The 24,651-nt window shown below is 60.5% G+C and carries 25 protein-coding genes, 1 tRNA gene and 1 pseudogene; 2 read left to right on the plus strand and 25 right to left on the minus strand.

What is annotated here, in order from left to right; translation table 11 throughout:
• Positions 1–10 precede the first annotated feature (10 nt).
• Both map and sfsA read right to left on the minus strand, forming a co-directional pair.
• Positions 11–859, minus strand: a complete 849-nt coding sequence (gene map / locus ABDX79_RS03195) for a type I methionyl aminopeptidase (protein WP_346218792.1) — start codon at positions 857–859, stop codon at positions 11–13.
• Positions 856–1,608, minus strand: a complete 753-nt coding sequence (sfsA, locus tag ABDX79_RS03200) for a DNA/RNA nuclease SfsA (RefSeq protein ID WP_346218793.1) — start codon at positions 1,606–1,608, stop codon at positions 856–858. The genes map and sfsA overlap by 4 nt, the downstream gene beginning before the upstream one ends.
• 210 nt (positions 1,609–1,818) lie before the next feature.
• Between sfsA and ABDX79_RS03205 the strand changes: the two genes are divergently transcribed.
• Positions 1,819–2,634, plus strand: a complete 816-nt coding sequence (locus tag ABDX79_RS03205) for a quinoprotein dehydrogenase-associated SoxYZ-like carrier (protein WP_346218794.1) — start codon at positions 1,819–1,821, stop codon at positions 2,632–2,634.
• A 431-nt stretch (positions 2,635–3,065) separates the two neighbouring features.
• On the opposite strand, the pseudogene ABDX79_RS19670 reads toward ABDX79_RS03205, so the two are convergent.
• From ABDX79_RS19670 to ABDX79_RS03280, 14 genes and pseudogenes are all read right to left on the minus strand, one after another.
• Positions 3,066–3,703, minus strand: a pseudogene (locus ABDX79_RS19670) (IS5 family transposase); the annotation flags it as partial.
• A 67-nt stretch (positions 3,704–3,770) separates the two neighbouring features.
• Positions 3,771–4,235 (minus strand): hypothetical protein, encoded by a 465-nt coding sequence (locus tag ABDX79_RS03220; RefSeq protein ID WP_346218797.1) that lies wholly within the window; start codon positions 4,233–4,235, stop codon positions 3,771–3,773.
• Between the two features lie 160 nt (positions 4,236–4,395).
• Positions 4,396–4,641 carry a hypothetical protein gene (locus ABDX79_RS03225; protein WP_346218798.1) on the minus strand — a complete coding sequence of 82 codons (246 nt, stop codon included), beginning with the start codon at positions 4,639–4,641 and terminating at the stop codon, positions 4,396–4,398.
• Positions 4,642–4,777: 136 nt separating this feature from the next.
• Positions 4,778–4,853 (minus strand) — tRNA-Lys (locus ABDX79_RS03230).
• Positions 4,854–4,954: 101 nt separating this feature from the next.
• Positions 4,955–5,413: a PilZ domain-containing protein gene (locus ABDX79_RS03235; RefSeq protein WP_346218799.1), complete on the minus strand. Its 459-nt coding sequence runs from the start codon at positions 5,411–5,413 to the stop codon at positions 4,955–4,957.
• A 275-nt stretch (positions 5,414–5,688) separates the two neighbouring features.
• Complete coding sequence (ilvC, locus tag ABDX79_RS03240) at positions 5,689–6,708, minus strand: ketol-acid reductoisomerase (RefSeq protein WP_346218800.1); 1,020 nt, start codon at positions 6,706–6,708, stop codon at positions 5,689–5,691.
• Between the two features lie 51 nt (positions 6,709–6,759).
• Positions 6,760–7,404, minus strand: coding sequence for a TetR/AcrR family transcriptional regulator (locus ABDX79_RS03245; RefSeq protein ID WP_346218801.1), 645 nt, complete (start codon positions 7,402–7,404; stop codon positions 6,760–6,762).
• A gap of 318 nt (positions 7,405–7,722) precedes the next feature.
• Positions 7,723–8,637 carry a nucleoside triphosphate pyrophosphohydrolase gene (mazG, locus tag ABDX79_RS03250; protein ID WP_346218896.1) on the minus strand — a complete coding sequence of 305 codons (915 nt, stop codon included), beginning with the start codon at positions 8,635–8,637 and terminating at the stop codon, positions 7,723–7,725.
• A gap of 542 nt (positions 8,638–9,179) precedes the next feature.
• On the minus strand, positions 9,180–10,007 hold the full coding sequence (locus ABDX79_RS03255) for an MBL fold metallo-hydrolase (protein ID WP_346218802.1): 828 nt from the start codon (positions 10,005–10,007) through the stop codon (positions 9,180–9,182).
• Positions 10,008–10,013: 6 nt separating this feature from the next.
• Positions 10,014–10,811: a TatD family hydrolase gene (locus ABDX79_RS03260; RefSeq protein ID WP_346218803.1), complete on the minus strand. Its 798-nt coding sequence runs from the start codon at positions 10,809–10,811 to the stop codon at positions 10,014–10,016.
• Entirely contained in the window at positions 10,811–12,367 is a 1,557-nt protein-coding gene (metG, locus tag ABDX79_RS03265) for a methionine--tRNA ligase (RefSeq protein ID WP_346218804.1), read from the minus strand. The genes ABDX79_RS03260 and metG overlap by 1 nt, the downstream gene beginning before the upstream one ends.
• A 104-nt stretch (positions 12,368–12,471) precedes the next feature.
• The gene (locus tag ABDX79_RS03270) at positions 12,472–13,527 is read right to left on the minus strand and encodes a DNA polymerase III subunit delta' (RefSeq protein ID WP_346218805.1); all 1,056 of its coding nucleotides are present in this window, start codon (positions 13,525–13,527) and stop codon (positions 12,472–12,474) included.
• 2 nt (positions 13,528–13,529) lie between these two features.
• Complete coding sequence (gene tmk, locus ABDX79_RS03275; protein WP_346218806.1) at positions 13,530–14,210, minus strand: dTMP kinase; 681 nt, start codon at positions 14,208–14,210, stop codon at positions 13,530–13,532.
• Between the two features lie 24 nt (positions 14,211–14,234).
• A complete protein-coding gene (locus tag ABDX79_RS03280; protein ID WP_346218897.1) occupies positions 14,235–15,386 on the minus strand; it encodes a D-alanyl-D-alanine carboxypeptidase family protein in 1,152 nt (383 codons plus the stop codon).
• Between ABDX79_RS03280 and ABDX79_RS03285 the strand changes: the two genes are divergently transcribed.
• On the plus strand, positions 15,271–15,573 hold the full coding sequence (locus tag ABDX79_RS03285; protein WP_346218901.1) for a hypothetical protein: 303 nt from the start codon (positions 15,271–15,273) through the stop codon (positions 15,571–15,573). The two genes, ABDX79_RS03280 and ABDX79_RS03285, sit on opposite strands and share 116 nt — an antisense overlap.
• A 94-nt stretch (positions 15,574–15,667) precedes the next feature.
• Here the strand turns inward: ABDX79_RS03285 and ABDX79_RS19675 are convergent, their stop codons facing one another.
• From ABDX79_RS19675 to cutA, 9 genes are all read right to left on the minus strand, one after another.
• Entirely contained in the window at positions 15,668–16,756 is a 1,089-nt protein-coding gene (locus ABDX79_RS19675; protein WP_463671099.1) for a septal ring lytic transglycosylase RlpA family protein, read from the minus strand.
• Between the two features lie 749 nt (positions 16,757–17,505).
• Positions 17,506–17,913, minus strand: coding sequence for a universal stress protein (locus ABDX79_RS03295; RefSeq protein ID WP_346218807.1), 408 nt, complete (start codon positions 17,911–17,913; stop codon positions 17,506–17,508).
• Between the two features lie 52 nt (positions 17,914–17,965).
• Positions 17,966–18,148, minus strand: coding sequence for a hypothetical protein (locus ABDX79_RS03300; protein ID WP_346218808.1), 183 nt, complete (start codon positions 18,146–18,148; stop codon positions 17,966–17,968).
• A gap of 832 nt (positions 18,149–18,980) precedes the next feature.
• On the minus strand, positions 18,981–20,270 hold the full coding sequence (gene murA / locus ABDX79_RS03305) for a UDP-N-acetylglucosamine 1-carboxyvinyltransferase (RefSeq protein WP_346218809.1): 1,290 nt from the start codon (positions 20,268–20,270) through the stop codon (positions 18,981–18,983).
• A 95-nt stretch (positions 20,271–20,365) separates the two neighbouring features.
• Entirely contained in the window at positions 20,366–20,521 is a 156-nt protein-coding gene (locus ABDX79_RS03310; protein ID WP_346218810.1) for a hypothetical protein, read from the minus strand.
• A gap of 11 nt (positions 20,522–20,532) precedes the next feature.
• Positions 20,533–21,867, minus strand: a complete 1,335-nt coding sequence (locus tag ABDX79_RS03315; protein WP_346218811.1) for a bifunctional folylpolyglutamate synthase/dihydrofolate synthase — start codon at positions 21,865–21,867, stop codon at positions 20,533–20,535.
• Between the two features lie 126 nt (positions 21,868–21,993).
• Positions 21,994–22,950 (minus strand): acetyl-CoA carboxylase, carboxyltransferase subunit beta, encoded by a 957-nt coding sequence (gene accD, locus ABDX79_RS03320; RefSeq protein WP_346218812.1) that lies wholly within the window; start codon positions 22,948–22,950, stop codon positions 21,994–21,996.
• A gap of 64 nt (positions 22,951–23,014) precedes the next feature.
• Positions 23,015–23,839, minus strand: coding sequence for a tryptophan synthase subunit alpha (gene trpA, locus ABDX79_RS03325; protein ID WP_346218813.1), 825 nt, complete (start codon positions 23,837–23,839; stop codon positions 23,015–23,017).
• 150 nt (positions 23,840–23,989) lie between these two features.
• Positions 23,990–24,313 (minus strand): divalent-cation tolerance protein CutA, encoded by a 324-nt coding sequence (gene cutA / locus ABDX79_RS03330; RefSeq protein WP_346218814.1) that lies wholly within the window; start codon positions 24,311–24,313, stop codon positions 23,990–23,992.
• Positions 24,314–24,651: the final 338 nt, after the last annotated feature.

Consider the following 24,651-nt stretch of genomic DNA (forward strand, 5'->3'; position numbering starts at 1 on the left):
GAAGCCCGTCTCAGGCCGCTTCGACAAGGGGAGGGACCGTGATTCCCGGCGTGTCGAGGCCCTTCAGGGAATAGGTGAACACCTCGCAGCCATCTTCCGTGACGCCAAGCGAGTGCTCGTATTGCGCCGAAAGCGTGCGGTCACGGGTCACAGCGGTCCAGCCATCGGCCAGGACCTTCACATGAGGGCGCCCGATATTGATCATCGGTTCAATGGTGAAGATCATGCCAGGCTTCATCTCCGGGCCTTCGCCGCGCGAGCCGTAGTGCAGGATGTTCGGTGCATCGTGGAACAGACGTCCTACGCCATGACCGCAGAAATCGCGGACAACAGAGCATCGCTCGGCCTGGGCATATTCCTGAATTGCCGCGCCGATATCGCCGATATGTCCGCCCGGCTTCACCGCCTCGATGCCCTTGAGGAGCGCGCGGTAGGTGACCTCGCAAAGCCGTTCGCTCGCGCGCTTGACCTGACCAACCGGATACATGCGGGAGGAATCGCCATGGTAGCCGTCGACCACAAAGGTGACGTCGATATTGACGATGTCGCCTTCTTTCAGCGGCTTGTTGTTCGGAATGCCATGGCAAACCACGTGATTGATCGAGGTGCAGACGCTCTTGGTATAGCCCCGATAGTTCAGTGTCGCGGGCGCGACGTTCCGAGCGACGGCGAAATCCCAGACGAAATCGTCGATCGCCTGGGTCGTGACCCCCGGCTTCACGATATCGACCAACGCATCCAGGCATTCGGCGGTCATGCGCGAGGCGCGGCGCATTCCCTCGAAGCCGTCAGGCCCGTAAAGCCTGATGACGCCAGTGTTGCGCTGGGGATTTGCTTCGGCTTCGAGGTAAGTGGTCATGAGCGTCGAATGGGTTCGATAAAGGGCTTAACGGGCTGCGGCGGGTCCAGAACTGGGATCGCGGTCCTCGGATATATGCCGTTCAAAGTGATGTCGCACCGAACGCCATAAGCTTCAACCCCTCTCTCCCGCGCCTCGGCGAATGCCGCCATATATCCGGGATCGAGATCGCCGGCGAGCGCCACTCGGTCGCAATCACCTCGCTGGATGACATAGAGCATCACCGCCCTGTGCCCGGCTTGGACCTGATCGCCGAGTTCGCGCAGGTGCTTGGCCCCGCGCGTCGTCACGCAGTCGGGAAATTCTGCAAGCCCCGCCTCGCGCATCAGATGGACGTTCTTGACCTCGATATAGACGAGGCGACCGTCGGTCTGTTCGCCCAGAAGATCGATGCGCGAGTTGATACCATATTTCACCTCCCGGCGCAGGAGACCCAACCCGGAAAGGGCTGGAAGGATCTCATCGCCGATAGCCTGTTCGGCGAGTCGATTGGGAAGACCCGTGTTGATGCCCACCAGCGTTCCGTCCGCCTCGACGATTTCGAGGGTCAGCGGAAGCTTTCGAGCCTTATTGGTCGAACGCGAGAGCCAGACCCTGGAGCCAGGCTCCTTCAGACCCATCATCGCGCCGGGGTTCGGGCAATGGACGGTGGTTTCCTCGCCGGTTTCGTCGATAACGACATCCGCGAGAAAGCGTTTGTAGCGCCTGAGAAGACGCGCCTGCAAAAGAGGTGAGGGGAAGTCGACCATGGGGTTTGCGGTACCCGCCGCATGAAAACCCGTCAACGACGGAGCCGAAACAATCGATCATTCGGCAAGGCCATTCGCCATGGATCGGCCAGAACAGCAAGGTCCGACGAAAGGACTGCTGGCTTCTAAATTCGGATCTCTGTATACTTCACGCGCGCACTATATCCGACATGGAAGATGCGCGACGATCGAGATGGTTGGGAGGCCTCGATGATCCGGACTTCACGGACAATTGCCGTTGCGGCGCTTGCTCTTTTGTCGGCAACTCCGGCGCTTGCTTCGGATGATGCCAGGACGCTGGATGCCTGGTCCGAGATCCGCGCCGACATCTACGGCGATCGTCAGATCATGGCGGACAGTCCCCTCATCGAGCTTGTCACGCCCTACCGCGCCGAGAACGATCTGCGCGTTCCCATCCGGGCGAATGTCGATCTCCCCGAGGGTGAGGAAATCAAGAAACTCACGCTGATCCTCGACGAGAACCCGATGCCGGTATCGGCCGATTTCGAGATGGCGACGGACAGCGATGACTTCTCGGTTGAAGTCGCCATGCGCCTCAACGGCCCGACAAAAGTGCGTGCCATCGTCGAGACGAAAGCCGGCGAGCTTCTGATGAAAGAGGCGATGGTGAAGACCTCTGGTACCGGCGCATGCGCCGCCCCGCCAACCACCGGCGTCGAAGCGGCGCTCGCCACGCTCGGCGAGATGGATCTCTCCGCGCCGACGACTCTTGAACGCGCATCGGGCGATCACGACGAAGTCGCTCTCCACATCAGCCACCCCCAGCATTCAGGAATGCAAATGGATCAGGTGACGCTGCACTACATTCTCGCCCGTTATGTCGAGAGCGTCGAAAGCTGGGCGGACGACGAGAAGCTATTCACGATGACGGGCAGCATTTCGCTCAGCGAGAACCCTGAAATCAAATTCAGCATTCCGGAAAAGGACGCCTCAAGACTCCGCGTTCGGATGACCGACACCGAGGGTGCAGTCTTCCAGAAAGCCTTCAGCCTGGGCGGCAGCTGAGGCAAGGGGCGGGCCTTTCGCGGGCGCTCCCCCAAGCTGCACGCTCGACCAGCCCCCAAGATCTCTGTCGAACAGAAAATGCCCGGCAAGTGATCCCCGGGAGTCTATTCGTGAGAGCGATGGGTCCAATCGGCATGGGCTGCGGAGCAATCGAAGCTGTCGAGGATCTAACACGCGAAATAAACAAACGGCGAGACGAGCTGCGTTCGATGCGCCGACGACCGCGATGGGTTCGAACGACTGCATCAGATCAGCCGGCAACTCGCCTTCGTCTGAAGGCGGCGGAAACTGAACAGCGACCCCACCGACGACTAGGGGTTCAGTCCCATACTGTGTTGGTAGCTTATCGCGAAAGCAGAGGAATGCGCGATGGGACGAGTTCTTCACGGGTGCGCCACGACCACTCACGCCGTCCGAGCAGCAGCAATACGGCGATCGCGGTAGGCGGTCCTGTCGTGCTCGAGCGATTTCTTACGGTGTGCTTTCGCGGGTATGACGGGCAATATGCCTTTCGGGACCAGGTCGGATCGGACGGTGTCGCCGTCGTAACCTTTGTCGGCCAGCATCAGACGGGGTTTGCCCACTGGCATGGCCAGAAGATCGGCGGCGCTCTTATAATCGGAGATCTCGCAGCCCGTCACGACGAAGCCGAGAGGGCGTCCCTGACCGTCCGTTCGGGCGTGGACTTTCGACGTAAAGCCGCCGCCGCTTCGACCAAAACCCTGCGGATAGGTCCCCCTTTTGAGTCAGCGGCCTGCGAATGGCCCCAAACCGCTGTGCTGTCGATCATATGCTGCCAGTCGTCGGTCAGACCCATCTCGACCGAGGTCTCAAAAGGGGCGTCCCAGACCCCTTGTTCGGCCCAGCGCCGGAAGAGGACATAGACGCAATTCCATTTCCCGTAGCGCTCGTGCATGTCGCGCCAGGGACATCCCGCCCGCAGGACGAACACCATCCCATCCAAAAAACACCGATTGTCATGGGCCGGACGTGCTTTGCGACCCCGTTCGCTCGGCAGAAGTTCCCCGATCACCGGCCATTCCTCCTCCGTCAGATCGCCTCGCACCAAAGCTGCCTCAAAAGGCAGCCTTGAATCAGACCTCAGAGGGTTTGAGAAGCAACTATCTCAACAGCGCCTAAAACCCGCAGACGATCCACTCATCAGAACCGGTGAAACTGTTCAGACAACCGGAGCCACCTCTTACCGACCGGAGGATATGCTCGGAGACGTCGAGGTCGACCGCTTTCGGCGTCGGCTGATCTGCGAAGGATGCGGGCGGCGTGATTGCGTCGAAGTCGACGGGCCGCTCCTGACGAGGGTCGAGCGTCAAGAGGTTATCGTTCGGCGTCTTGTGCGGATCGAGATACGGCGACGTGCGATCCGGCGGGCGGAACGTCTTGAGTCTTAAAGCATCCAGACGAAAACACCGCCCGAGACGACGAAGAGGGCGGCGACTCCGACGATCGACCGCCAGCTCGGCTCCGGTCCGCCATAGTCCGGAGATTTTTTGTAGCCTTTCAGGTAGCCCCTTTTTCCGACAAGAACGAAACGCGAGGACGCCGCGGGAATCGAGTGGGACTTTTTGCGCCGCCGATTGCATTTGGTCGCCGTTCGTTCCCATTGGTGTAGGCCCGTAACCGGCGTAAACCCTGGAATCTGGAGCGGGCGATGGCGATCGAATCCAAAACATCAAGCTTGGGAAGCTTGCGTACGTTTCGCTTTCGAAGGTGACAGTTAGGTGGTTTGGAGAGCAGCCGAAATTACTCGTCGCTCATCTCCTGCGGGAGATCTCCCTGTCGGAACAGAAACTCTGGCTCGTCCATCGTCTCGCCGGTCTCCTCATCGGCAACCTGGCTGAAGGCGACAACCCCGGCAAAACGCGCCGTATCCCGCTCGGCGCGAGACACCGCTTCTTGCGCTGATTTGCATTGCGTCGGTTGGGCCGGAACGAGACGACGCCCCTTCTTCTCGAAAGCCTGGACGATGAAATAGGTCTTCTCAGCCATCTTGTCGCTCGCACCATGGATTTGTCGTTCGATCCAAATAGCCATTTGGCGAGAACAAGAACAGAACCAGAATTGGAAACGGTTTCCAATAATTGGAAACCGCAGTCACCAGTTTTCGCGCGAAGTCCTTGAAAAATGGTGGGTGATGTAGGGTTCGAACCTACGACCCGCTGATTAAGAGTCAGCTGCTCTACCAACTGAGCTAATCACCCACGGCGAAGCGGCTATCGCGCTTCGTGACCCGCATATAAAGAGCGTATTTCCGGCTGTCCACCCGCTTTTTGATGCCATGCGGGAAATATTCTAAGCGCGTTCACAGTTTGTCGAACCACGGCATATTCCGCGTAACGATGCCGGGAAAAGTTTGCGGACGGATCTTCTCAATTCCGGGTCCCGCATCGGCAGGCGATCCGCTGGCAGCGGGTGTAGCGTGAGATGCATTCGCCGACGCGGCTGGCGAGGGGCGCTCAAGTCTGGCCCGCTCCTCATCCTCGTCCGGAATGTCCGCAAAGCGGATGCCGGCGAACATCGTGCGGCGATAGATGAGGCGGGCAGGGCGAACGGCATCTTCGCCGATCTTGATCTGAAATTCCCTCGGCACGTGCACCGCTTCGGCGAGCGTCAGCAGCGCCCCGGTCGCCGACACATTGCGGACGACGCAGTCGAGGGTGGAGAACCCATTGTTGAAGATGACCCGGGCCCGCTTCAGAACGCGCTGGCGTGGCGCGATCCGCCGCTCAGATCCATCGGTTTCTTGCTCGGGAAGTGCCATCGTTCAATCCGTCCCAGGCGTTCGAGGTTCGCACTGACTGTGTGGGAGATTGGTTACGACGCCGTAAACGCCGGAGTGATCCCGGCGTGTTTCGATCGAAACATCGAATATGCGGTGTGATTCTAACGGACCGGTAAATGCCAGGCAAAAAGAAAGCCGCGAATTGAAGTCGCGGCTCTCGGGTTTTCCTGCATGACGGTGTTCGAAACGTCATGCAGATTTGCGGCACCAAGCTCTCACGGATCGCAATCGACACTCGTGAGAGCAAAGGCTGCTTAGTTGCGCGCCTTGTCGACGAGGGCGTTCGACTTGATCCACGGCATCATGCCGCGAAGCTTCTCGCCGACTTCCTCGATCTGGTGCTTGTCGTTGACGCGGCGGATACCCTTGAAGCGGGCGGCGCCGGAATGCCACTCCTGCATCCATTCGGACGTAAACCGGCCGGTCTGGATGTCGGTGAGAACGCGCTTCATCTCGGCTTTCGTTTCGGCCGTGATGATGCGCGGACCCGAGACATATTCGCCCCATTCCGCCGTGTTGGAAATCGAGTAGTTCATGTTCGCGATGCCGCCCTCATAGATGAGGTCGACGATCAGCTTCACCTCGTGAAGGCACTCGAAATAGGCCATCTCGGGCGCATAACCGCCTTCGACCAGCGTCTCGAAGCCGGCGCGGATGAGTTCGACGAGACCGCCGCACAGAACGACCTGCTCGCCGAAAAGATCGGTCTCGCACTCTTCCTGGAAGGTCGTTTCGATGATGCCGGAACGACCGCCGCCGACGCCGCAAGCATAGGAGAGGGCGAGATCGAGCGCGTTGCCCGATGCATCCTGATGAACGGCGACGAGGCACGGCACACCGCCGCCCTTCTGGTATTCGCCGCGAACCGTGTGGCCGGGGCCCTTCGGCGCAATCATCACGACGTCGATCGAGCCCTTCGGCTCGATGAGACCGAAATGGACATTAAGGCCATGGGCAAAGGCGATCGCCGCGCCGTCGCGGATATTGTCCCTGATCTCTGAATTCCAGATGCCGGCCTGCAGCTCGTCAGGCGTTGCCATCATCAGGAGGTCGGCCCACTTGGCCGCATCGGCAACCGAGAGAACCTCAAGACCGTCGGCTTCCACCTTCTTGGCCGTTGACGAACCCGGGCGGAGGGCGACCTTCAGCTCGGCAGCGCCGGAGTCCTTGAGGTTCAGCGCGTGGGCGCGGCCCTGGGAACCGTAGCCGACGATGGCAACCTTCTTGCCCTTGATGAGATTGAGATCGGCGTCGCGATCGTAATAGACGCGCATTGTCGTTTCCTTCCGTTTGATCCTGACCGTGACGGCGTGTCCGTCCGGCCGTTATTGCGACCCGAAAAGGGTCATGAAGCGCCGTGCAGCCTCGTCGGCCGCTCGGTCGATGTCGAATGTCCCGCCGGCCTCATCGCCCAGCAACAAGCGGATTTGCAAGTCGCCGACGACGAGGCCGAAAAAAGCCGAGAAGACGCCCGCCTCGCTGGAATAGGCGATGAGGCCGCTCGCCCGCGCGGCAACGAGGAGAGGCGCAATGCGCCGGGCCATTTCCACCGGCCCGTTCCGCAAGACGATCGCACCGAGATCGAGCGTTTCGGACCCCGCCTCGGCGATTGCCAGCCGGTTGAGGGCGATCGAGGTCGGACCGGTCAGTACGCGCAGCCAGTCGGAGGCAAAGCGGGCGAGGGCGGTTTGCAGGAACGCCGCGTCGATCGGCCCGTTCGGCAGTTCGATGCCGCGCACCTTGGCCGCCTGCCAGCGCACGGTCGCCGTCAAAAGCCCGTCCCGGTCCCCGAACCAGCGATAAAGCGTCTCCTTGGAACAGGATGCGGCGCGGGCCACCGCGATCATCGATAACGGCCGCTGGCCCTTGACGATCAGCTCGAGAACCGCTTCCAGCACATCGCGCTGGCGGTCGGTGAGGGTCTCGACCGTCCCGTCATTTGCCGCGATTTGGTGCTGTACAGCCTGCATTGATCGCCCACGTAAATCGAACCGTACCGTACGGTTCGATTGCAGAGCTGTTTAAGCGAAGATTTCGTGTCTCGCAAGCGGTGGTTCAGTGGGGGCTGTGCGAGCCATCCGCGGAACGGCTCTTCATCACAGGCAGGCGGTTGATGAGAGAACATGCCGACCCGCTCCGCTCGCCCAAGTCGATCTGGTTCAAGGGGTCGAGACGCCTGCCGCCCACCAATTCCGCCAGCCGTGTCCGGCCAGGACTCACAGCAAACAGCAGCGCAAGGCTCAGGTGCTGCACGCGCGGATCGTTCGATCGCCCATCTACCGCAAAGCTCAGCTCGGCAAGCTGAGGGTCTTCGCCGCCACCCAATGGGCCTCCATCTCGTCGAGGCTGGCCTCCCGAAGCGTTTTGCCATCCGAGGCGAGGGCGGTTTCGATGTGGTGGAAGCGATTGCGGAATTTGGTGACGCAACCGCGTAATGCCTTCTCTGGATCAACCTCGTAGAAACGCGCCAGATTGACCACAGAGAAGATCAGATCGCCAAGCTCTTCCTCTCGGCGCGACACCGAATGTTGCGTGGCCGTCGGCACAGCTGCCTCTCCGCCGCGATCAGGCGCCGTTTCATCCGGATCGCCCGCCTTCGCCTGTCTGGTTCCGACGACATCCCGAAACTCCTCAATCTCTTCCTCGATCTTGGCAAAGATTGGCTCCGGTTCGGCCCAATCGAAGCCAACCTTGGCCGCTTCCTTCTGGATTTTCAGGGCAAGCGTCAGGGCAGGGAAGGCGCTAGGAACTTTATCCAAAAACCCCTCGCCGGCTTGCCCGGCATTTTCTCCTAGGATTTTCGCCCTTTCTGCGGCTTTTTCTTCCTTTTCCTCGGCCTTTATGCGTTCCCATTGGCCTTTGGCGCTTCCGGCCGACCGGGCCACGGCATCGCCGAAGACGTGAGGATGGCGTCGGATCATCTTCTTCGTGATCGCCTCGACGACATCCTCGAAGGTGAACCAGTCAGCTTCCTGCGCCATCTGCGAATGATAGACGACCTGGAGCAACAGATCGCCGAGCTCTTCCTTGAGATCGATCCGGTCGTTGCGCTCGATAGCGTCGGATACCTCGTAGGCTTCCTCAATGGTGTACGGCGCGATCGTTGAGAAATCCTGTTCCAGATCCCATGGGCACCCACCGTTCGGATTGCGCAACGCAGCCATGATCTCGATCAGGCGGGAGATGTCGCGCGCGGGTTCCATGGCGTCGGCTCCAACGGTTTCGGTCTGACGACGACTACGCGGATGCGGAGCCGCATCAACCCAGCCAGTCACGCTTTCCACCGAAAAGCGCGGCGCATTGGCGGTCGACATGTGGGGTGCCGCCATCGGCTCGGCGATTTGGCGTAGGCGTTTGGGTGCTGGCCCACGTCATAGCGATGCTTGAAAGAGCCATGCAATCGCTTGGCGACACTGAGTTCTGAAATGCAACCCATCGCCATCATCGCCATCACGGTAACCGGATCTCAGCTTTCGAAAGGTAGGCCAGCCAATCGAGCGCAGCGGTGTGCGGGTTATGGTTAACACAGCGCCCGCGCCCGCTTTCCGCTAGGCCGTGTAGTTCCATAATCTATATTATGCAACTTTTGTATTTGGGTGTTCTGGCGCGTGTTGGCACGTAGCGCCCCTATCACCCTTTCCACAAGGCGCATTGACTGATCAGGATTTGTTGAACAGCCAGAGCATCGCTCTGGCTGCCGACGATTTTTGGAAGCGTTGCTTCCATATGTGCGGCAGGTTCACATTCAGTTCGTGATCGGACGTTCGATCATCAGGCCGTCATAGCCGGGCTCAACATGGTCCGGCGTTTCGCGGTGCACCGTCTCGTAATCGAGCGGCGTGTGCATATGGGTCAGCGTTGCAGCTTTCGGCGCAAGACGCGCGATCCAGCCGAGCGCCTGTCCGAGAGAGAAATGACTCGGATGGGTTTTGTATTGGAGCGCGCCGAGAACCAGATGGTCGAGATCCTGAAGCTGTGCCTCGGTCTCCGTCGGAATGTCGCTGACATCGGTGCAATAGGCTATCGCACCAAAGCGGAAGGCGAGCGAGGTGATCGGGCCATGGATCTGCAGAAGCGGCAAGATCGACAAGGCGCCCCCCGGGCCATCGATTTCGAATGCCCTGCCTGGCTCGATGACGCGCGTTTCGCCGATCGGCGGATAGGCGCTGCCGCGCGGCGTCTTGAAGATATAGCCGAAGGCATCCTGCACGCGGGTCAGTGTTTCCGCGTCTCCATAGACCGGAATGCGATTGCCCTGGATCTGCGCATAGACGCGCATATCGTCGATCCCGTGGATATGGTCCGCATGGGCGTGCGTGAGGATGATTGCGTCGAGGCGATCGACTTCGGCGGCCAGCATCTGCTGACGAAAATCCGGGCCGCAATCGATGGCGACACGGGTAATGCCGAGATGTGAGACACGCTCGATCAGCGCTGCCGTCCGCGTGCGCCGGTTCTTCGGATTCCGAGGGTCGCAATTGCCCCAGTCACCGGAAACGCGCGGCACGCCGGGCGATGACGAACAGCCCAGAATCGTGAGGCGTAACCGCGTGTCTGTATCGGCGTCCGGCATGATCGGTCAGATCGAGGGCCGGGGATCCGGCACCTTGGTGAACAGCTTGAAGAAGTTGTCGGAGGTCGCCTTCGCAATTTCATCGAGCGAGATGTTCTTGACGCCCGCAAGCACCTCGGCGGTGTGGCGCGTGTAGCCCGGTTCGTTGCGCTTTCCGCGATAGGGTGTTGGAGCGAGATAGGGCGCGTCCGTTTCGACGAGCAGCCGGTCCATCGGCACATCTGCAGCGATCGCCCTCAGCTCATCCGACCTCTTAAAGGTCAGGATACCGGAAAACGACACATAGCCGCCAAGCTCGATCCCGGCCTCGGCCAACGCCCGGCCGGACGAAAAGCAGTGCAGAATGAAGGGGAAAGCCCCCTTCCCGTTTTCGTCACGCAGGATTGCCGCAACGTCATCGTCAGCGTCCCGCGCATGGATGACGAGCGGTAGCTGCGTCTTGCGCGCCGCCGCGATATGTCGGCGGAAGACGGCCTCCTGTATCTCGCGCGGAGCCCGGTCGTAGTGATAGTCCAGCCCGGCCTCGCCGATTGCGACGATCTTGTCGTGTTTGCCGGCAATGTCGACGAGCGTTTCGGTCGCAACATCCGGCTCCTCGCCGGCGGAGTTCGGATGGGTGCCGACTGAGGCGAACACGCTGTCATAGCGGCGTGTCAGATCGATGAGCCGCTCGATCTTCGCGACCTTCGTCGAAATCGTGACGAAGAGGCGGACGTCATTGGCGTTCGCCCGCTCGATGAGCGCGTCGCGGTCTTCCTCAAAATCCGGGAAATCCAGATGGCAGTGGCTATCGACGATGAACATCAGTTCGTGGCTGCACTTTCTTCTTCGACGAAACGCGGGAAAATCGGCTTCGGCGCCGGCAGGTCCGCACCCGGCGCAAGGCGCGCATTATTGGTCAGCTCGTCGAACCCGCGATCGTTCTCATGAACGCCGAGAATGTCGAGAAGTTTCCCGGCGCTTTCCGGTGTGAAAGGCTGAAGCAGGATGGCGACCGTCCTCAGGACCTCGGCGGTCACGTAAAGCACCGTCTGCATCCGGTCGAAGTCGCTCTTGCGAAGTGCCCAGGGCTCCTCGCCCGCAAAGTATCGGTTCGTCTGGCTGACCACCGCGATGATTGCAGCGAGAATTTGATGCAGCTGCTGCTTGTCCGCAGCTTCGCGGCATTGCTGAAGAAGGCTCGATGCCGCGTTCAGGATTGTTTCGTCGGCTTCCGTGAAGGCGCCCGGTTGCGGCACCCTGCCCTCGCAATGCTTGGCGACCATTGACAGCGAGCGCTGGGCAAGATTGCCGAGATCGTTGGCAAGCTCGGAATTCGTGCGGTTCACGATTCCATCATGCGAATAATTGCCATCCTGGCCGAACGGCACTTCGCGCAGCAGGAAATAGCGCAGGCGATCGAGCCCATAGGTATCGACGAGTGCGAACGGATCGATCACGTTGCCCACCGACTTCGACATCTTCTCTCCGCGATTGAAGAGAAAGCCGTGGGCATAGACGCGCTTGGGCAGCGGGAGCTTCGCCGACATCAAAAATGCCGGCCAGTACACCGTGTGAAAGCGCGTAATATCCTTTCCGATGACGTGGAGGTCCGCCGGCCAGAAACCGGCCCGCTCGCCGTTCTCATCCTCGAGATAGCCGGTCGCCGTCAGATAGTTCGTCAGCGCATCGACCCAGACATACATCACGTGCTTTTCGTCGCCCGGAACAGGAATGCCCCAGTCGAACGTGGTGCGCGAGATCGAAAGATCGCGGAGGCCGGATTTGACGAAGGAGACGACTTCGTTGCGCCGCTCATTGGGGCCGATGAAATCCGGGTTCTCCTCGTAGAACTTCAGAAGCGGCTCCTGAAATTGGGAGAGGCGGAAGAAGTAGCTTTCCTCTTCGATCCATTCGACAGGCGTGCCCTGGGGGCCGATCCGCGTGCCGTCTTCCTTCAGTTCGGTTTCGTCCTCGCCGTAATAGGCTTCGTCACGCACCGAGTACCAGCCGGAATAGGCGTCCTTGTAGATGTCGCCCGCCGCTTCCATCCGCTTCCAGATCGCCTGACAGGTGATCTTGTGTCGCGCTTCGCTCGTGCGGATGAAGTCGTCGTTGGAGCCGCCGAGCGCGACCGACATGCGCTGGAATTCCGCCGAATTCGCATCGGCGAGTTCGCGTGCCGTCAGTCCTTGCGCCCGCGCGTTCTGCAGCATCTTGATGCCGTGCTCGTCGGTGCCGGTCAGGAAGAAGACGTCGTATCCGTCGAGACGCTTGAAGCGCGCCAGCGCATCGGTCGCGATCAGTTCATAGGCGTGTCCGATATGCGGCTTGCCGTTCGGATACGAGATCGCGGTGGTCAGATAGTACCGTTCGGCCATGACTCGGACTCGGTCTCATTTTGAAGTGACATTCGTTGCGCGCGGGATAGACCAAAAGCGCATGGTCCTCAATGAAGGGCCTTAAAATCTGCGATCAGGCGAAATCAGGCCGCCGATATGTGCGCGGATGTGCCAGCCTCGTGAAAGCGATCGTAGAGCGTGAAGAGCACCTGCTTGCGATCGAGATTATAGGCCGCCGCTTCACGAATACGATCCTTCTCGGTCTGCCAGAGCGCGGAGAGTTCGGCCGCTCGGCCGAGCGCCCCTGCCCGCAGCGCGTTTTCACTCGCCCTGGCGATGGTCGATGTGATCGCTTCGATTGCGAGTTCGTAGGATGCTTCGCGTCCCCTCTGGGCAAGCTGATCCGTCATCGCGCCGAAGGTGTTCCAGTCCGGCCGGTCCGCCATGAGCAACGGCTCGAGCGCCTTCAGGATTTCAACACCGCCATATTCGGCGATCTGCAGCGCCCGGCGCACCGATCCTTCTGCAGCTTCGACCAGCACATCGGCATTGTCGTCCGAAAGGTCCGGCTTCACCGCCTTGATCGCGGAAAGAAGGGCGTGGGAGTCGAGTTCCGAAAAGCGCAGGAACCTGCAGCGGGAACGGATGGTCGGAAGAAGCCGACCCGGCGCGTGGTTGATGATGAAGAACATCGCGCGGCGCGGTGGTTCTTCCAGCATCTTCAATAGCGCATTCGCAGCGTTGCGATTCATTTCGTCGGCGGGATCGATGATCGCGATGCGATAGCTGTTCTCGGCGCCCGTTGCATGAAAGAACCGCGCGAGCCGCCTCACCTCGTCGACGGTGATCTGGCTTCGAAATCCGATGCCGCGCTCCTGCGCGGCGCGCGTCACATGGATGACGCCGGGATGCGCGTCCGTCGCGATCTGACGCGTGACCGAACCCTCCTGCGGAAATGAAATTCCCTCCTCCGCCGTAGCGGGCTCCGCGCCGAGCAGCATGCGCGCGAAGGCGAACGCCGCCGTCGCCTTACCGACGCCGCGCGGCCCCTGCAGCAGCCAGGCGTGGTGCAATCTACCCGCATCGAATGCGCTGCGGAATTCTTCGAACGGTCCGTTCTGACCGATCAGACGTGTCTGGGCTTTCGGTGGCGGAATGCCATCGAGATCGTCGTGCTCGGCCTGAGTGGTGAGATCCATCGTCAGCCGGTAACCGTCTCGCCGGATCGCACGTCTACACCATCGGCATCTTTCAGGCCCAATCGATCCGCGACCGCGGCCAGAACGTCCTCGGCGATTTCGTCTTCATCCCCTCGCCCGTCGATGACGACGCAGCGTTCCGGCTCATCCTCGGCAATCGCCAGAAATCGCTCCCGGCGTTCCGCATGAATTTCGATTTCTTCACCCTCGAAGCGGTCCGCGACGCCTTCGGACCGCCGCGCATTGGCGCGTTCGAAGCCGAGTTCGGCCGGAACATCGAGAATGATCGTCAGGTCCGGCGACACGCCGTCGAGTGTCGCAACCTCAAGCCTGTCGAGAAATCGAATATCGGTTTCGTCCGTCGCCGCCTGATAGACACGGGTCGAATCATGGAAGCGATCGCAGATCACGATCGAGCCCGCTTCGAGCGCCGGACGGATCACGCTGCTCAGATGGTCCGAGCGCGCCGCCGCGAAGAGAACGGCCTCCATATTCGGGCCGAGATCTTTCGCCGCGCCGGACAGAACGACGTGACGAACCGCATCGGCACCCGGGGTTCCGCCCGGCTCGCGGGTTGTCACCACGTCGTAGCCGCTTTTGCGTAGCGTTTCGGCGAGCCGCTTGACCTGGGTGGTCTTGCCGCTTCCGTCGCCACCTTCGAACGTGATGAATTTTCCGGCCACCAGAGCTCCCGTCTGTCGTTCAACTTAAAACGAACGTGTCCAGCCGAAGGCCAGTTCCGAAAGGGCACCGCTCGCGCGCTCCGCGAAGCTGCCCACCGGTGCTGGCGCAGCCGCAAAGATCTGCTGGCTATACACAGTCTCACCGGAAACCTGAATATCCACCACGCCCACCAGTTCGCCCTCCTCGACTGGTGCGATCACCGGCCCCTCGAAGCGCAGGCGTGCGCTCACCGCATCCAGCGAATCCTCCGGCAGGAGAACCGCGATGGGCTGGTCGATGCGCACCGGCACAGTTTCAACCACGCCGTTGAAAACGGGGACGTCGCCGACCTTTGCGCCTGCGGGAAGGACATCGGCTTCGATCAACCCGTCGAAGCCGAATTCCAGGAGGCGCTGCGCTTCCTTTTCGCGCGCGGCGCTGCTTTCCAGCCCCGACAGCGCGAGCAGCAGGGTGCGGCCATCCTTGGCGGCGACCCCCATCAGCGAATAGCCGCTTTTATCCGTAAAGCCGGTTCCGACGCCCTCCCCGCCGAGATCACCCCCCAGCACGGGATTCCGGTTGCGCTGGAAGATCTTGTTCCACTCGAAGGCGGGTTCGGCATAGATCTTATAGAGTTCGGGATGCGCCGAGCGCAGATGCCGGGTCAGGGTCACGAGGTCGCGCGCCGTCGTCTGCTGCTCGCCATCCTCGGAGGGCAGACCGGTCGGATTGGCGTAATGGGTGTCCTTGAGGCCGAGCTCCTCGGCGCGCGCATTCATTCGGGCGGTGAACTCGTCTTCAGAGCCAGCGAGACCTTCGGCAAGGATGATCGCGCCGTCGTTCGCACCCTGAACGATCGTGCCGCGAATGAGATCGGCGACCGGAATGGACGACTTTATCGCCGCGAACATGGTCGCAGCCCCTGACGGCGCACCGCCCGTGCGCCAGGCATGCTCCGAAACGGTATATTCGGTGGAAAGCGAGATTTCGCCCTCGTCGAGCGCCTCAAAGACGATTTCCATCGTCATCAGCTTGGCGAGCGATGCCGGCTCGAAGGGTTGGGACGCGTTTTTGACGAGAATGACCGTTCCCGTTCGATCTTCAATGAGAAGTGCGCGCGGGGCTTCGGTTTCGACCCCGAAACCGCTCTTCGCCGGTTCCTGTGCCGAAGATGTGTCGACAGGAAGAAATGTCAGTGCCAGCGCCGCCAGGAGCGCTCTAGAGCATGACGCCGAAAAGCTGCATGACTTTTTGGATAATATCCTGCGTGAAAACGTGCTTTTAGAGCGAGTTGTCGACACCGGTTCAACGTATTTCGCTCGGATCATAGGCTTGGGAGACGGCATCATCTGCGCAGCATTGGAGAAGATGGAAAAGCTATAGACCGTCTTATCGCCCCTTGCATCCGCAGGAAAGCGCGGAATGCCAATATTCCTTATGAAACCCGCCTCACAGATCGGTCAGGTCTCTCAAACCCTCAGTCGCGGACCGGAAATGCGTCGGTGAAACCGGCGGACCACAGCTTCTTAAGCAGCCGGTCCTTGTCGACACTCGGAGATGCGGTCACCGTCGCCGATACGAGATCCCTGCGGTTCGTCGCTTCCGCCTGTGCCGTCGAGCCAACGCCGATGACGCTTCCAACCTTCGCCATCAGGTTACGATCAATCGTACCGAGATTGATGGTTTCCGTCTTCGGTGCATTCGCCGTCCCAAGCGCTTCCAGTGCTTTCGTCGCTCCTGAGCGATTGTCCTCGCCCCGGAAAGAGCTCAGATTGTCGATCATCCTGCTCGTACGCGACGGCTGGTTCTGAAACAGGCTCTGCATCGGACGCAGTCCGGGAACAGGGGCATTGGCCGAGCCATCGTAGGCAGCGGCGCTTGCAATGCCGTTTCGCCGATCGCCGGAATCGGCCACCATCACGTCCTGAACGGTATTTCCACCCTGCGAATAGCTCGCCAGCAGCATCTGGGTGTCGTCGCCCTCGAGCGGCGCGCGCCCCAGATATTCGACCTTAACCTCTGCGGTGCCGCTGTGCTTGAAATCGAGGAGCTCGGCCGCTTTCTGGGAAAGATCGATCTCACGTCCGTGGGCAAACGGCCCGCGATCGTTGACGCGAACCTTCACGCGATTGCCGTTCTCGAGGTTCGTGACCATCGCATAGGAGGGAAGCGGAAAGGTCTTATGCGCCGCGGACAGATGGCGCATGTCGTAGGTTTCACCATTCGCCGTCAGGCGACCGTGGAAATTCGGTCCGTACCAGGAGGCCTGCCCCGAGGCGACGTAACCCGGCTCATCCTTCGGATAATACCATTCGCCCTTGATTTTGTAGGGCTTTCCGACTTGAGAGCGTCCCCCGCCCTTCTTGATCTGTCGTGCCGCCCGCTCCGCCATTCGCGGAGAGGCCGGAACACCGTAAGTTTTCTCGTCGAATTTCACGTCCGTCGCGATGTCGTCGAGCGTGCCGGTCGCGGCCTTGTCCTGGCATCCCGTCAATCCGAGACCCAATCCCAGAAGCGAGGCGAGCATGACCTGTCGGCGACGCGTCATCGCAACGTGTGAAACCATAAGAGCATTCCCTCTCAGCATTCTACGGTCACACCCTCAGATGAAAGTCCCCACTTTCGCAGGATGCCGACCGGAACACTTCCTTAACAAAGCGGACTATCGCCAATCAAGCCGTGAACCCACGACAAGATATTTTGCGGTGTTTTCTTCGTATATAAATTGGCAGCGCAAGCTTGCCGCTGTCTTCCCTGCCGCTCATTTGCGATCGCCTGAACTGACAAGCCGGGATATCCGACGCGCAGTCCCCGCCCCTTTGCACAAATCCATGATCCGGAACTGTTTTCGCTGCGCGAGGATTTGGTCGAATGGACGGGAAGGCATTCGCTTCGGCGATCCCTCGAAGGGGTCCGGAATCGCCGAGCTGGCGCGGGGCTTGCGCGCCATCCCGCCCCGCCGTTTTGCGTGAATTTGCTCAACAGCTGTGTTGAAGGGGCAACGCCCCACGCGTCAGCACCGGACACTGCCCTGACCAAAGCCTTTCGCCATCACAGCAAACGAGCATGACCGGCTTTTGTCGCGCCCTTCATTCTCAACATCCATTTAACCATAACCCTGCTCATGGATGGTCATGCTCTCACCAGAGCGACGGGCGATGATGCCCGACGCCGGTCCGAATGAATCGAAAAGGAACCGAAGGTCTCCGGACCCATCGCTCTCTTTCGTCTCGATATCGCTGGCATTCGATCTGACGGGCTTTTCAAGCGAATGCCGACGCGGCTTCGGGCTTCCATTTGCGGGTGGTGGTTCCGTTACCGCAAGATGTGGACTGCGCACGGCGTACTCCGCGTCACGCGTCCTGCCGTGGAGCCCAGGAACCAATCTCGTACACCCGGTTTATGGGAGCGGATGATGATGAGGTCGTACCGGCCTTCCTTCGCGGTCGAAATGATCTTGGCAGGCGGTTCGCCGATAACGGTAGAGATCTGGATATCTTTGTGGTCTTCCAGAATTTTGGCGAGCGCTTTTTTCGTCTTGTCGCTCGTGCGATCGTAAACCTCGCCCCCAACTTCAGCGACAACATAGTTTGGAATGCGGTTGATTATCGATATGACATGAATTTCGGCGCCTTCATTGGCAAGCGCGCGGGCGGCAACGATGGCCTCTTTCGCACCTTCGAGATGATCGGGCGCAATCGCAATGAGAATCTTTTTGTACATGCGGGGCTCCTTTTTCGCACTTAAATGTCCTCTCTGATTTGGGTCATCCCGGTCAAGCCGCAGTTTTTCTCCTTACCGCATCAGTTTGCCGATGAACCGCACAGCTTGCGATCTGATTCAGCGCCCGGCTGATTGAACCGGTCTCGGCATCAGAGGTTTTTTTCGCGGTCGCGGATGACGATTTTGCATCATCAGCGAGGACAGTGATCGGAAAGGTTCTCCCCTCCTTCATCATCCCGGCCTCCGAGCGCGCATAGCGCCTATTCCTCTGACTTCTCGGCGAGTATGGTGGTGCTTTCGCCACTCACATCAGGGAGGACGGACCGCAGGAATGGATCCTGGGCCAAGTCCGGGATGACGAAGCTCATTGAGCTTCGCGGCGGAGAAGCTCCATCCGCGTTTCAAGAACTATATCCTTGCGTTCCCATGTCTCGGTCAGACGATGGTCGATGTCGCTCCTCGCACGAAAAACGAGAGGAAGCGCCGTCCTCTTCTCGTCGTCATCCTCGTAAAAAATCTTATCCCCACCCGCGTCACCCCTCGCATAATCGCCCCGCCATGCAGCCCAGGGGGCACGGGTGATCGCCGGGATCGCTTCGGGTTGGGTGGCTTGCGGGTCTGCGGTGCGGCTTCTTCCGGAGGAGCTGCGCCCCGGACGCCTCGCGGCTCCGTTGGTCCCTCGCGTAATACGGCGCGGGTGCGGATCGGTCCGCTTGAACGGGAGGCCGTCAAGGCATCCCGTGAAGCACCAACAGCCGTCGATGGTTTGGGCTGCGCCCGAAGTCATACCTCGAACCGGCATCCCCCGCCTCTTCAAACGAGGCCGGCGTGTCGGCGAGGTGGGCATCGGGCAAGGCTGGAGCGATCGGCGAAGCGAGAGCGACAAATCCCGTGCGGAGCGCCGGAGGTGAGCCGCATAGACTAAAGTTTCGGAGGGCTCGCCTCCGGCGCTTCGCCGCCCACATTGGACGGCGCCAGAATGAAGACATCCGCAAACCCCGGCCGCTCGAAAGCGGCGCGGGAACGAAAAACCGTGCCCTCAGCAAAACCCCGGACGAAAGACCAGTCTAACCGGAGACGCGATCGATATCGGCGCCGCAGGCGGTCAGCTTTTCTTCCAACCGCTCGAAGCCGCGATCAAGGTGATAAACCCGATGAACTTCCGTTTCGCCTTCGGCGACGAGGCCTGCAATGACGAGCGATACGGATGCGCGCAGATCGGTCGCCATGACCGGCGCGCCCTTCAGGGTCGGCACACCTTCGACGGTCGCCGTCTGACCGGAGAGCGAGATCTTGGCGCCGAGGCGAGCAAGCTCTTGGACATGCATGAAGCGATTCTCGAAGATCGTCTCGGTGATGTGCGAGGTGCCATCGGCCCGCGTCATCAGCCCCATGAATTGGGCCTGAAGGTCGGTCGGAAAGCCGGGATACGGATCAGTGACGACATCGACCGGATGAAGCCCGCCGCCATTACGCCGTACGCGGATACCTTCCGGCGTATCTTCGATGCTGGCACCGGTTTCCCGCAAGGCACCGAGTGCGGTGTCGAGGAGTTCAGAGCGGGTATTGGTTAGCGTCACGTCACCACCTGCCATCGCGACGGCCATGGCGTAGGTCCCCGTCTCGATCCGGTCGGGCAGCACCGAATGACGCGCACCGGACAGCTGGGCAACACCGTTGATCGTGATGGTGCGGCTACCGGCACCCTCGATCTTCGCGCCCATGGCGTTGAGGCAGTTGGCAAGATCGACCACTTCCGGCTCGCGCGCGGCGTTTTCCAGAACAGTCTCGCCTTTGGCAAGACTTGCCGCCATCATCAGCACATGGGTCGCACCGACCGAAACCTTCGGAAACACATAGCGGTTACCGACGAGACCACCGTCCGCCTTGGCGATCGCATAGCCACCCTCGATATCGATCGTCGCGCCGAGAGTGCGCAGGCCGTCGATGAAAAGATCGACCGGCCGCGTTCCGATCGCACAGCCGCCGGGGAGCGAAACCTTGGCACGGCCCATTCTGGCCAGAAGCGGACCAATGACCCAGAAGCTCGCGCGCATTTTGGAAACGAGTTCATAGGGCGCGTGGGTATCCACGATATTTCGGGCGCTGAAATGAATCGTGCGGCCCGTCGCCGCGTTCTGTCCGGCGCGCTTGCCCGCTACGGTGTAGTCGACGCCGTGATTGGTCAGGATACGGATCAGCTGCTCGACATCGGCGAGGTGCGGCACGTTTTCGAGCGTCAGCTGGTCGTCCGTCATCAGCGAGGCGATCATCAGCGGGAGGGCAGCATTCTTTGCGCCCGAAATGGGAATGGTCCCGTTGAGCGTGTTTCCGCCGCGTATACGAATTCGGTCCATGTGTCGGTTCAGCCCACGAATGTCGAGAAAGATCAAATCCCGCGGTTCCTACACCACCGCCGGAACGATCACAAACATTCACTCCTGCTATGGTTTCAGGGCCGGATCATGATGGTGAGGCTGAAGACCGCAAAGCCGACGAGTGCGATCTTCCAGAAATCACCGCGACGCCTGAGCCCCGGCAGGCCCAGCGGACGCCAGATATGGATGCCCATCAGAATGATGAAGAGGATCGAGAAGACCTTGCTCACAGTCGGGTCCTTCAGCGCGGGGCGAGCCCGCTTTTTTCGAGGGCCTCACCGACAAGATAGAGCGATCCGCAGACGAGAAAGCGCGGTGCGGGCTGGACTGCCCAGTGCTGGGAAACCAGCCTGATGGCGGCCTCGATGCTGTCGGTCGCCTCGGCGTCGAGCCCGCTATCGAGCGCGAAATCCACGAGCTCGTTCGGGTCGATCCCGGCATCGGACGTGGCAAGCGGCACCGCGATGACACGGCGGGCGATGCCGTGAAAGGCGTCGAAGAAACCGGTCGGATCCTTGGTGTTGAGCATGCCGCAAATCAGGAAGAGCGGCCGGGAAACCTTGTCTTCGAGATTGGCAAAGACCTCGGAGATTGCCGCGCCCGCACCCGGATTGTGACCGCCATCGAGCCAAAGCTCGCCGCCATCGACGACCGCTTCGTAAAGTGGACCAGAGGTGATCTTCTGAAGGCGGCCCGGCCATTCCACGCCGGTCATTCCGGCTTCGATCGCCCGTTCGCTCGGCTGGAAGCCGCCTCTTCGCAAGGCCGCGATCGCGGTTGCCGCATTCGAAATCTGATGGCGTCCGTATAGGCGAGGCAGCGGGAGGTCGAGAAGGCCGTCGTCGTCCTGATAGACAAGGCGACCATGTTCCTCGAAGGCGAAAAAATCCTGTCCATAGCGCGACATCGGCGCGTTGTTGCGATCCGCGATCCGTTCGATGACATCGAACGCTATCGACTCCTGCTGGGGGCCGACGATCAGCGGAACGCCTGGTTTGATGATGCCGGCCTTCTCTGCGGCGATCAGTTCCACGCTGTCGCCGAGATAGGACTGATGGTCGAGCGAGATCGGAGTAATGACGCTGACGGCCGGGTGTTCCAGAATGTTTGTCGCATCGAACCGCCCGCCGAGGCCGACTTCGACAACGGCCGCATCGGCCGGATGCTCGGAGAAGAGAAGAAACGTCACCGCAGTCAGGATCTCGAAGACCGTAATCGGCAGATCGCCGACGGCCTTTGCGGCGCGTGAGACCGCTTCGGCAAGAACCTCGTCCGGCACCAGGATGCCCTTCTCGTCTTTCCGGCCGAGCCGGTAGCGCTCATGCCAGGATACGAGATGGGGCGAAGTGTGGACGTGAACGCTCTTCCCGTCCGCCTCGAGAATCGCGCGGCAAAAGGCGGAGGTGGACCCTTTGCCATTGGTGCCCGCGACATGGATCGTCGGCGGCAGTTTAAGCTGTGGGTCACCAAGAGACGCAGCAAGCTTGCGCACGCGATCGAGAGACAGATCGTATCCCTTTGGCAATCGAGCCAGCAGGGCCTCGATTTCCGCCTGGGCCAGAGAGGTCGTGGTCATCGGGCTGCCCTATGATGCAGGCCGCAGAAGCGCTTAGAAAAGATTACCGCGCCGGGTGTTCGGCGCGCGGTATCGCGCCGTTGCGAGAGATGAGAATGCAGCGAAGATCGCCAAGATGCCGCCCGATCAGGCCGCATCGACATTTTCGTCTTCGGATCTGTTCGCCCCATCGTCTTGCGATTGGGTCTCATCTGTCGTTTCGCTCGCGGTGCGTTCGACTTTCTTCACAGTGGCAGGCTGTTTCGTCCAGATTTTCAGAAGCGAGGAGATCGTCGATTTCAGTTCGTGCCGGTGGACGACCATATCGACCATGCCGTGCTCGAGCAGGTATTCGGCGCGCTGGAACCCGTCGGGCAGTTTCTCGCGGATGGTCTGCTCGATCACGCGAGCCCCGGCAAAGCCGATGACTGCGCCGGGTTCTGCGATATGAACATCGCCCAGCATCGCATAGGAGGCCGAGACACCGCCGGCCGTCGGGTTGGTCAGGACGACGATATAGGGAAGACCTGCCTCTTTCAGCATTTCCAGGGCGGCTGTCGTCCGCGGAAGCTGCATGAGCGACAAGATGCCTTCCTGCATGCGGGCGCCGCCGGAGGCGGAGAACAGAACCAGTGGCTTCTTTTCGGCGAGCGCCGTCTCGAACCCTTTGATGATCGCTTCGCCGGCGGCCATGCCGAGCGAGCCGCCCATGAAGGCAAAATCCTGGACCGTCGCGATGATCGGCAAATCTTCGATGTCGCCGCGGGCGACGACGACTGCATCTTCCACGGCCGTCTTGGAGCGGTATTCCTTCAAACGATCCGTATACCGTTTCGAGTCGCGGAACTTCAGCGGGTCCGTTGCCACTTCCGGAAGATCGACCGTCTCGTAGAGGCCATCGTCGAAGAAGGCCTTTAGCCGGTCATGGGCGCGAATCTTCATGTGAAAGCCAGATGACGGCACCACCCACTGATTGGCTTCAAGATCCTTGTGGAAGACCATTTCTCCCGTCTCGGGACATTTGATCCATAGATTGTCTGGGACGGTTCGCGGTCCGAGCAGGCTCGAAAATTTCGGGCGAACGTAGTTGGTGATCCAGTTCATGACTTAAGCTTCGCGCTCGCTCTTAATGGTTTGCGGCCACATGTGGGCCAGGCCCGCCAACTTCTCAAGCTTTGGCGCTGCGGACGCCGCTGGCGATTTCGCGAACCACATCGGCCGCTGCGCCGACGGTCTTCTCGGTGGCAGCGCCGTTGTCGAGTGAATTTTCGATGGCGGAGACAATCGCCGAGCCAACGACCACACCGTTCGCGCCCTTGGCAATCTCGGCAGCCTGTTCTGCCGTCCGCACGCCGAAACCGACGCAGACTGGCAGATCCGTGTGGGTCTTGATCCGGCCGACGGCAGCCGCGACCTTGCCCGCATCGGGGGCCGCCGCCCCGGTGATGCCGGTGATCGAAACATAATAGACGAACCCGGAGGTGTTCTTCAGCACTGCGGGAAGCCGCTTGTCGTCGGTCGTCGGCGTTGCAAGCCGAATGAAGTTCAGGCCCGCGTTCAACGCCGGCAGACAGAGCTCGTCATCCATTTCGGGCGGCAGATCGACGACGATCAGACCGTCCACACCAGCCTCGAGCGCGGCGGGAATGAAGCGCTCGACACCGTAGATATAAATCGGGTTGAAATAGCCCATCAGAATGACCGGCGTTTGGCCGTCCGTTTCGCGGAACGCTTTCACCAGATCGAGCGTCTTCTGCAGGCTGGCGCCGCCTCTGAGAGCCCTGAGACCAGCCTTTTGGATTGCGGGCCCATCTGCCATCGGATCCGAAAACGGCATACCGAGTTCGATGATGTCGGCACCCGCTTCCGGAAGAGCCTTCATGATCTCGAGCGATGTCTCGTGATCGGGATCGCCGCCCATGACGAAGCTGACCAAAGCAGGACGGCCCTCATCCTTCAACTTTGCGAAACGGTCCTCGATACGTGTCGTCATGATGCGCTTTCGGAAAGGCTTGTGATCGGGCTGACGGCTTAAAGCGAAGAGAGCCATGTCGCCGGCTTGGTTCGAAGTCGCGCATCCTTACGCGATCGAACCCGCCGCTGCCAAGCGGTCATCGCTGGCCGCGTTGAACGCGTCTGATGCTCAGGCGCCGGTGCAGGTCTCGAAGATCCAGTCGCGCGTCGCATTATCAACGTATGGAACGGCGAAACCGAAGATAGCCGGCGTTTCGTAAGGGTGATGCTCTCGAAGCCGCTGTGCAATCCGCTCGAAAAAGTCGGACCGCGTTTTGATGGTCAGAGGCGTCTCGTCCCCACGATGCTGCTTGCCACCGTACCAATACCGGCTGTCGATTTCCCGTCCGATCTGACAGCAGGCCGCGAGCTTTTCGTCGAGCAGAATATGCACAAGCTGACGCGCGTCCTCGAGCGTCGGACAGGTCGTCTGAATTTCGATGATGTCAGTCATGCAGTCTCGCTCCGCCTCAGCTTTTCCAGCGCGGCAGCTCGTGGCCATCGATGTCACGAGCGGCCTTCGGTTCTTCAATCGGTGCGACGGTTTGTTTTGCGGGGGCCCCCGAAAGTGTCCCGCGTGGATTGCAAGGGTTCCGCGAACGATGGATGTTCGCGAGAGATCGCGGCAAATCCGCCACTTTCCGCCGCCCCGTCCCTGTCAATATGGGGCGCACCCAGACGTTTCGAAACCTCTTTGCTTTACCGGAAGCACGAACAAAGAGCAGCCCTTAACGAGAGCCTCTCCGCCAGCACTCGCGGTCGATGCATGAGCATCGACCGGGACGACAAATT

The organism is Fulvimarina fulva (assembly GCF_039652615.1).
Lineage (GTDB): Bacteria > Pseudomonadota > Alphaproteobacteria > Rhizobiales > Rhizobiaceae > Fulvimarina.

Coding starts and splice junctions, on each gene's coding strand:
- map (WP_346218792.1), bottom strand. CDS start 859: ATGACCACTTACCTCGAAGCCGAAGCAAATCCCCAGCGCAACACTGGC.
- murA (WP_346218809.1), bottom strand. CDS start 20,270: ATGGACCGAATTCGTATACGCGGCGGAAACACGCTCAACGGGACCATT.
- trpA (WP_346218813.1), bottom strand. CDS start 23,839: ATGACGACACGTATCGAGGACCGTTTCGCAAAGTTGAAGGATGAGGGC.
- mazG (WP_346218896.1), bottom strand. CDS start 8,637: ATGGAACCCGCGCGCGACATCTCCCGCCTGATCGAGATCATGGCTGCG.
- ABDX79_RS03245 (WP_346218801.1), bottom strand. CDS start 7,404: ATGCAGGCTGTACAGCACCAAATCGCGGCAAATGACGGGACGGTCGAG.
- sfsA (WP_346218793.1), bottom strand. CDS start 1,608: ATGGTCGACTTCCCCTCACCTCTTTTGCAGGCGCGTCTTCTCAGGCGC.
- ABDX79_RS03300 (WP_346218808.1), bottom strand. CDS start 18,148: ATGATGAAGGAGGGGAGAACCTTTCCGATCACTGTCCTCGCTGATGAT.
- ABDX79_RS03235 (WP_346218799.1), bottom strand. CDS start 5,413: ATGGCACTTCCCGAGCAAGAAACCGATGGATCTGAGCGGCGGATCGCG.
- ABDX79_RS03225 (WP_346218798.1), bottom strand. CDS start 4,641: ATGGCTGAGAAGACCTATTTCATCGTCCAGGCTTTCGAGAAGAAGGGG.
- ABDX79_RS03220 (WP_346218797.1), bottom strand. CDS start 4,235: ATGCAATCGGCGGCGCAAAAAGTCCCACTCGATTCCCGCGGCGTCCTC.
- ABDX79_RS03285 (WP_346218901.1), top strand. CDS start 15,271: ATGACCGTTCCCGTTCGATCTTCAATGAGAAGTGCGCGCGGGGCTTCG.
- ABDX79_RS19675 (WP_463671099.1), bottom strand. CDS start 16,756: ATGGTTTCACACGTTGCGATGACGCGTCGCCGACAGGTCATGCTCGCC.
- ABDX79_RS03255 (WP_346218802.1), bottom strand. CDS start 10,007: ATGCCGGACGCCGATACAGACACGCGGTTACGCCTCACGATTCTGGGC.
- ABDX79_RS03205 (WP_346218794.1), top strand. CDS start 1,819: ATGATCCGGACTTCACGGACAATTGCCGTTGCGGCGCTTGCTCTTTTG.
- cutA (WP_346218814.1), bottom strand. CDS start 24,313: ATGACTGACATCATCGAAATTCAGACGACCTGTCCGACGCTCGAGGAC.
- ilvC (WP_346218800.1), bottom strand. CDS start 6,708: ATGCGCGTCTATTACGATCGCGACGCCGATCTCAATCTCATCAAGGGC.
- ABDX79_RS03295 (WP_346218807.1), bottom strand. CDS start 17,913: ATGTACAAAAAGATTCTCATTGCGATTGCGCCCGATCATCTCGAAGGT.
- metG (WP_346218804.1), bottom strand. CDS start 12,367: ATGGCCGAACGGTACTATCTGACCACCGCGATCTCGTATCCGAACGGC.
- accD (WP_346218812.1), bottom strand. CDS start 22,950: ATGAACTGGATCACCAACTACGTTCGCCCGAAATTTTCGAGCCTGCTC.
- ABDX79_RS03260 (WP_346218803.1), bottom strand. CDS start 10,811: ATGTTCATCGTCGATAGCCACTGCCATCTGGATTTCCCGGATTTTGAG.
- ABDX79_RS03315 (WP_346218811.1), bottom strand. CDS start 21,867: ATGACCACGACCTCTCTGGCCCAGGCGGAAATCGAGGCCCTGCTGGCT.
- ABDX79_RS03270 (WP_346218805.1), bottom strand. CDS start 13,527: ATGGATCTCACCACTCAGGCCGAGCACGACGATCTCGATGGCATTCCG.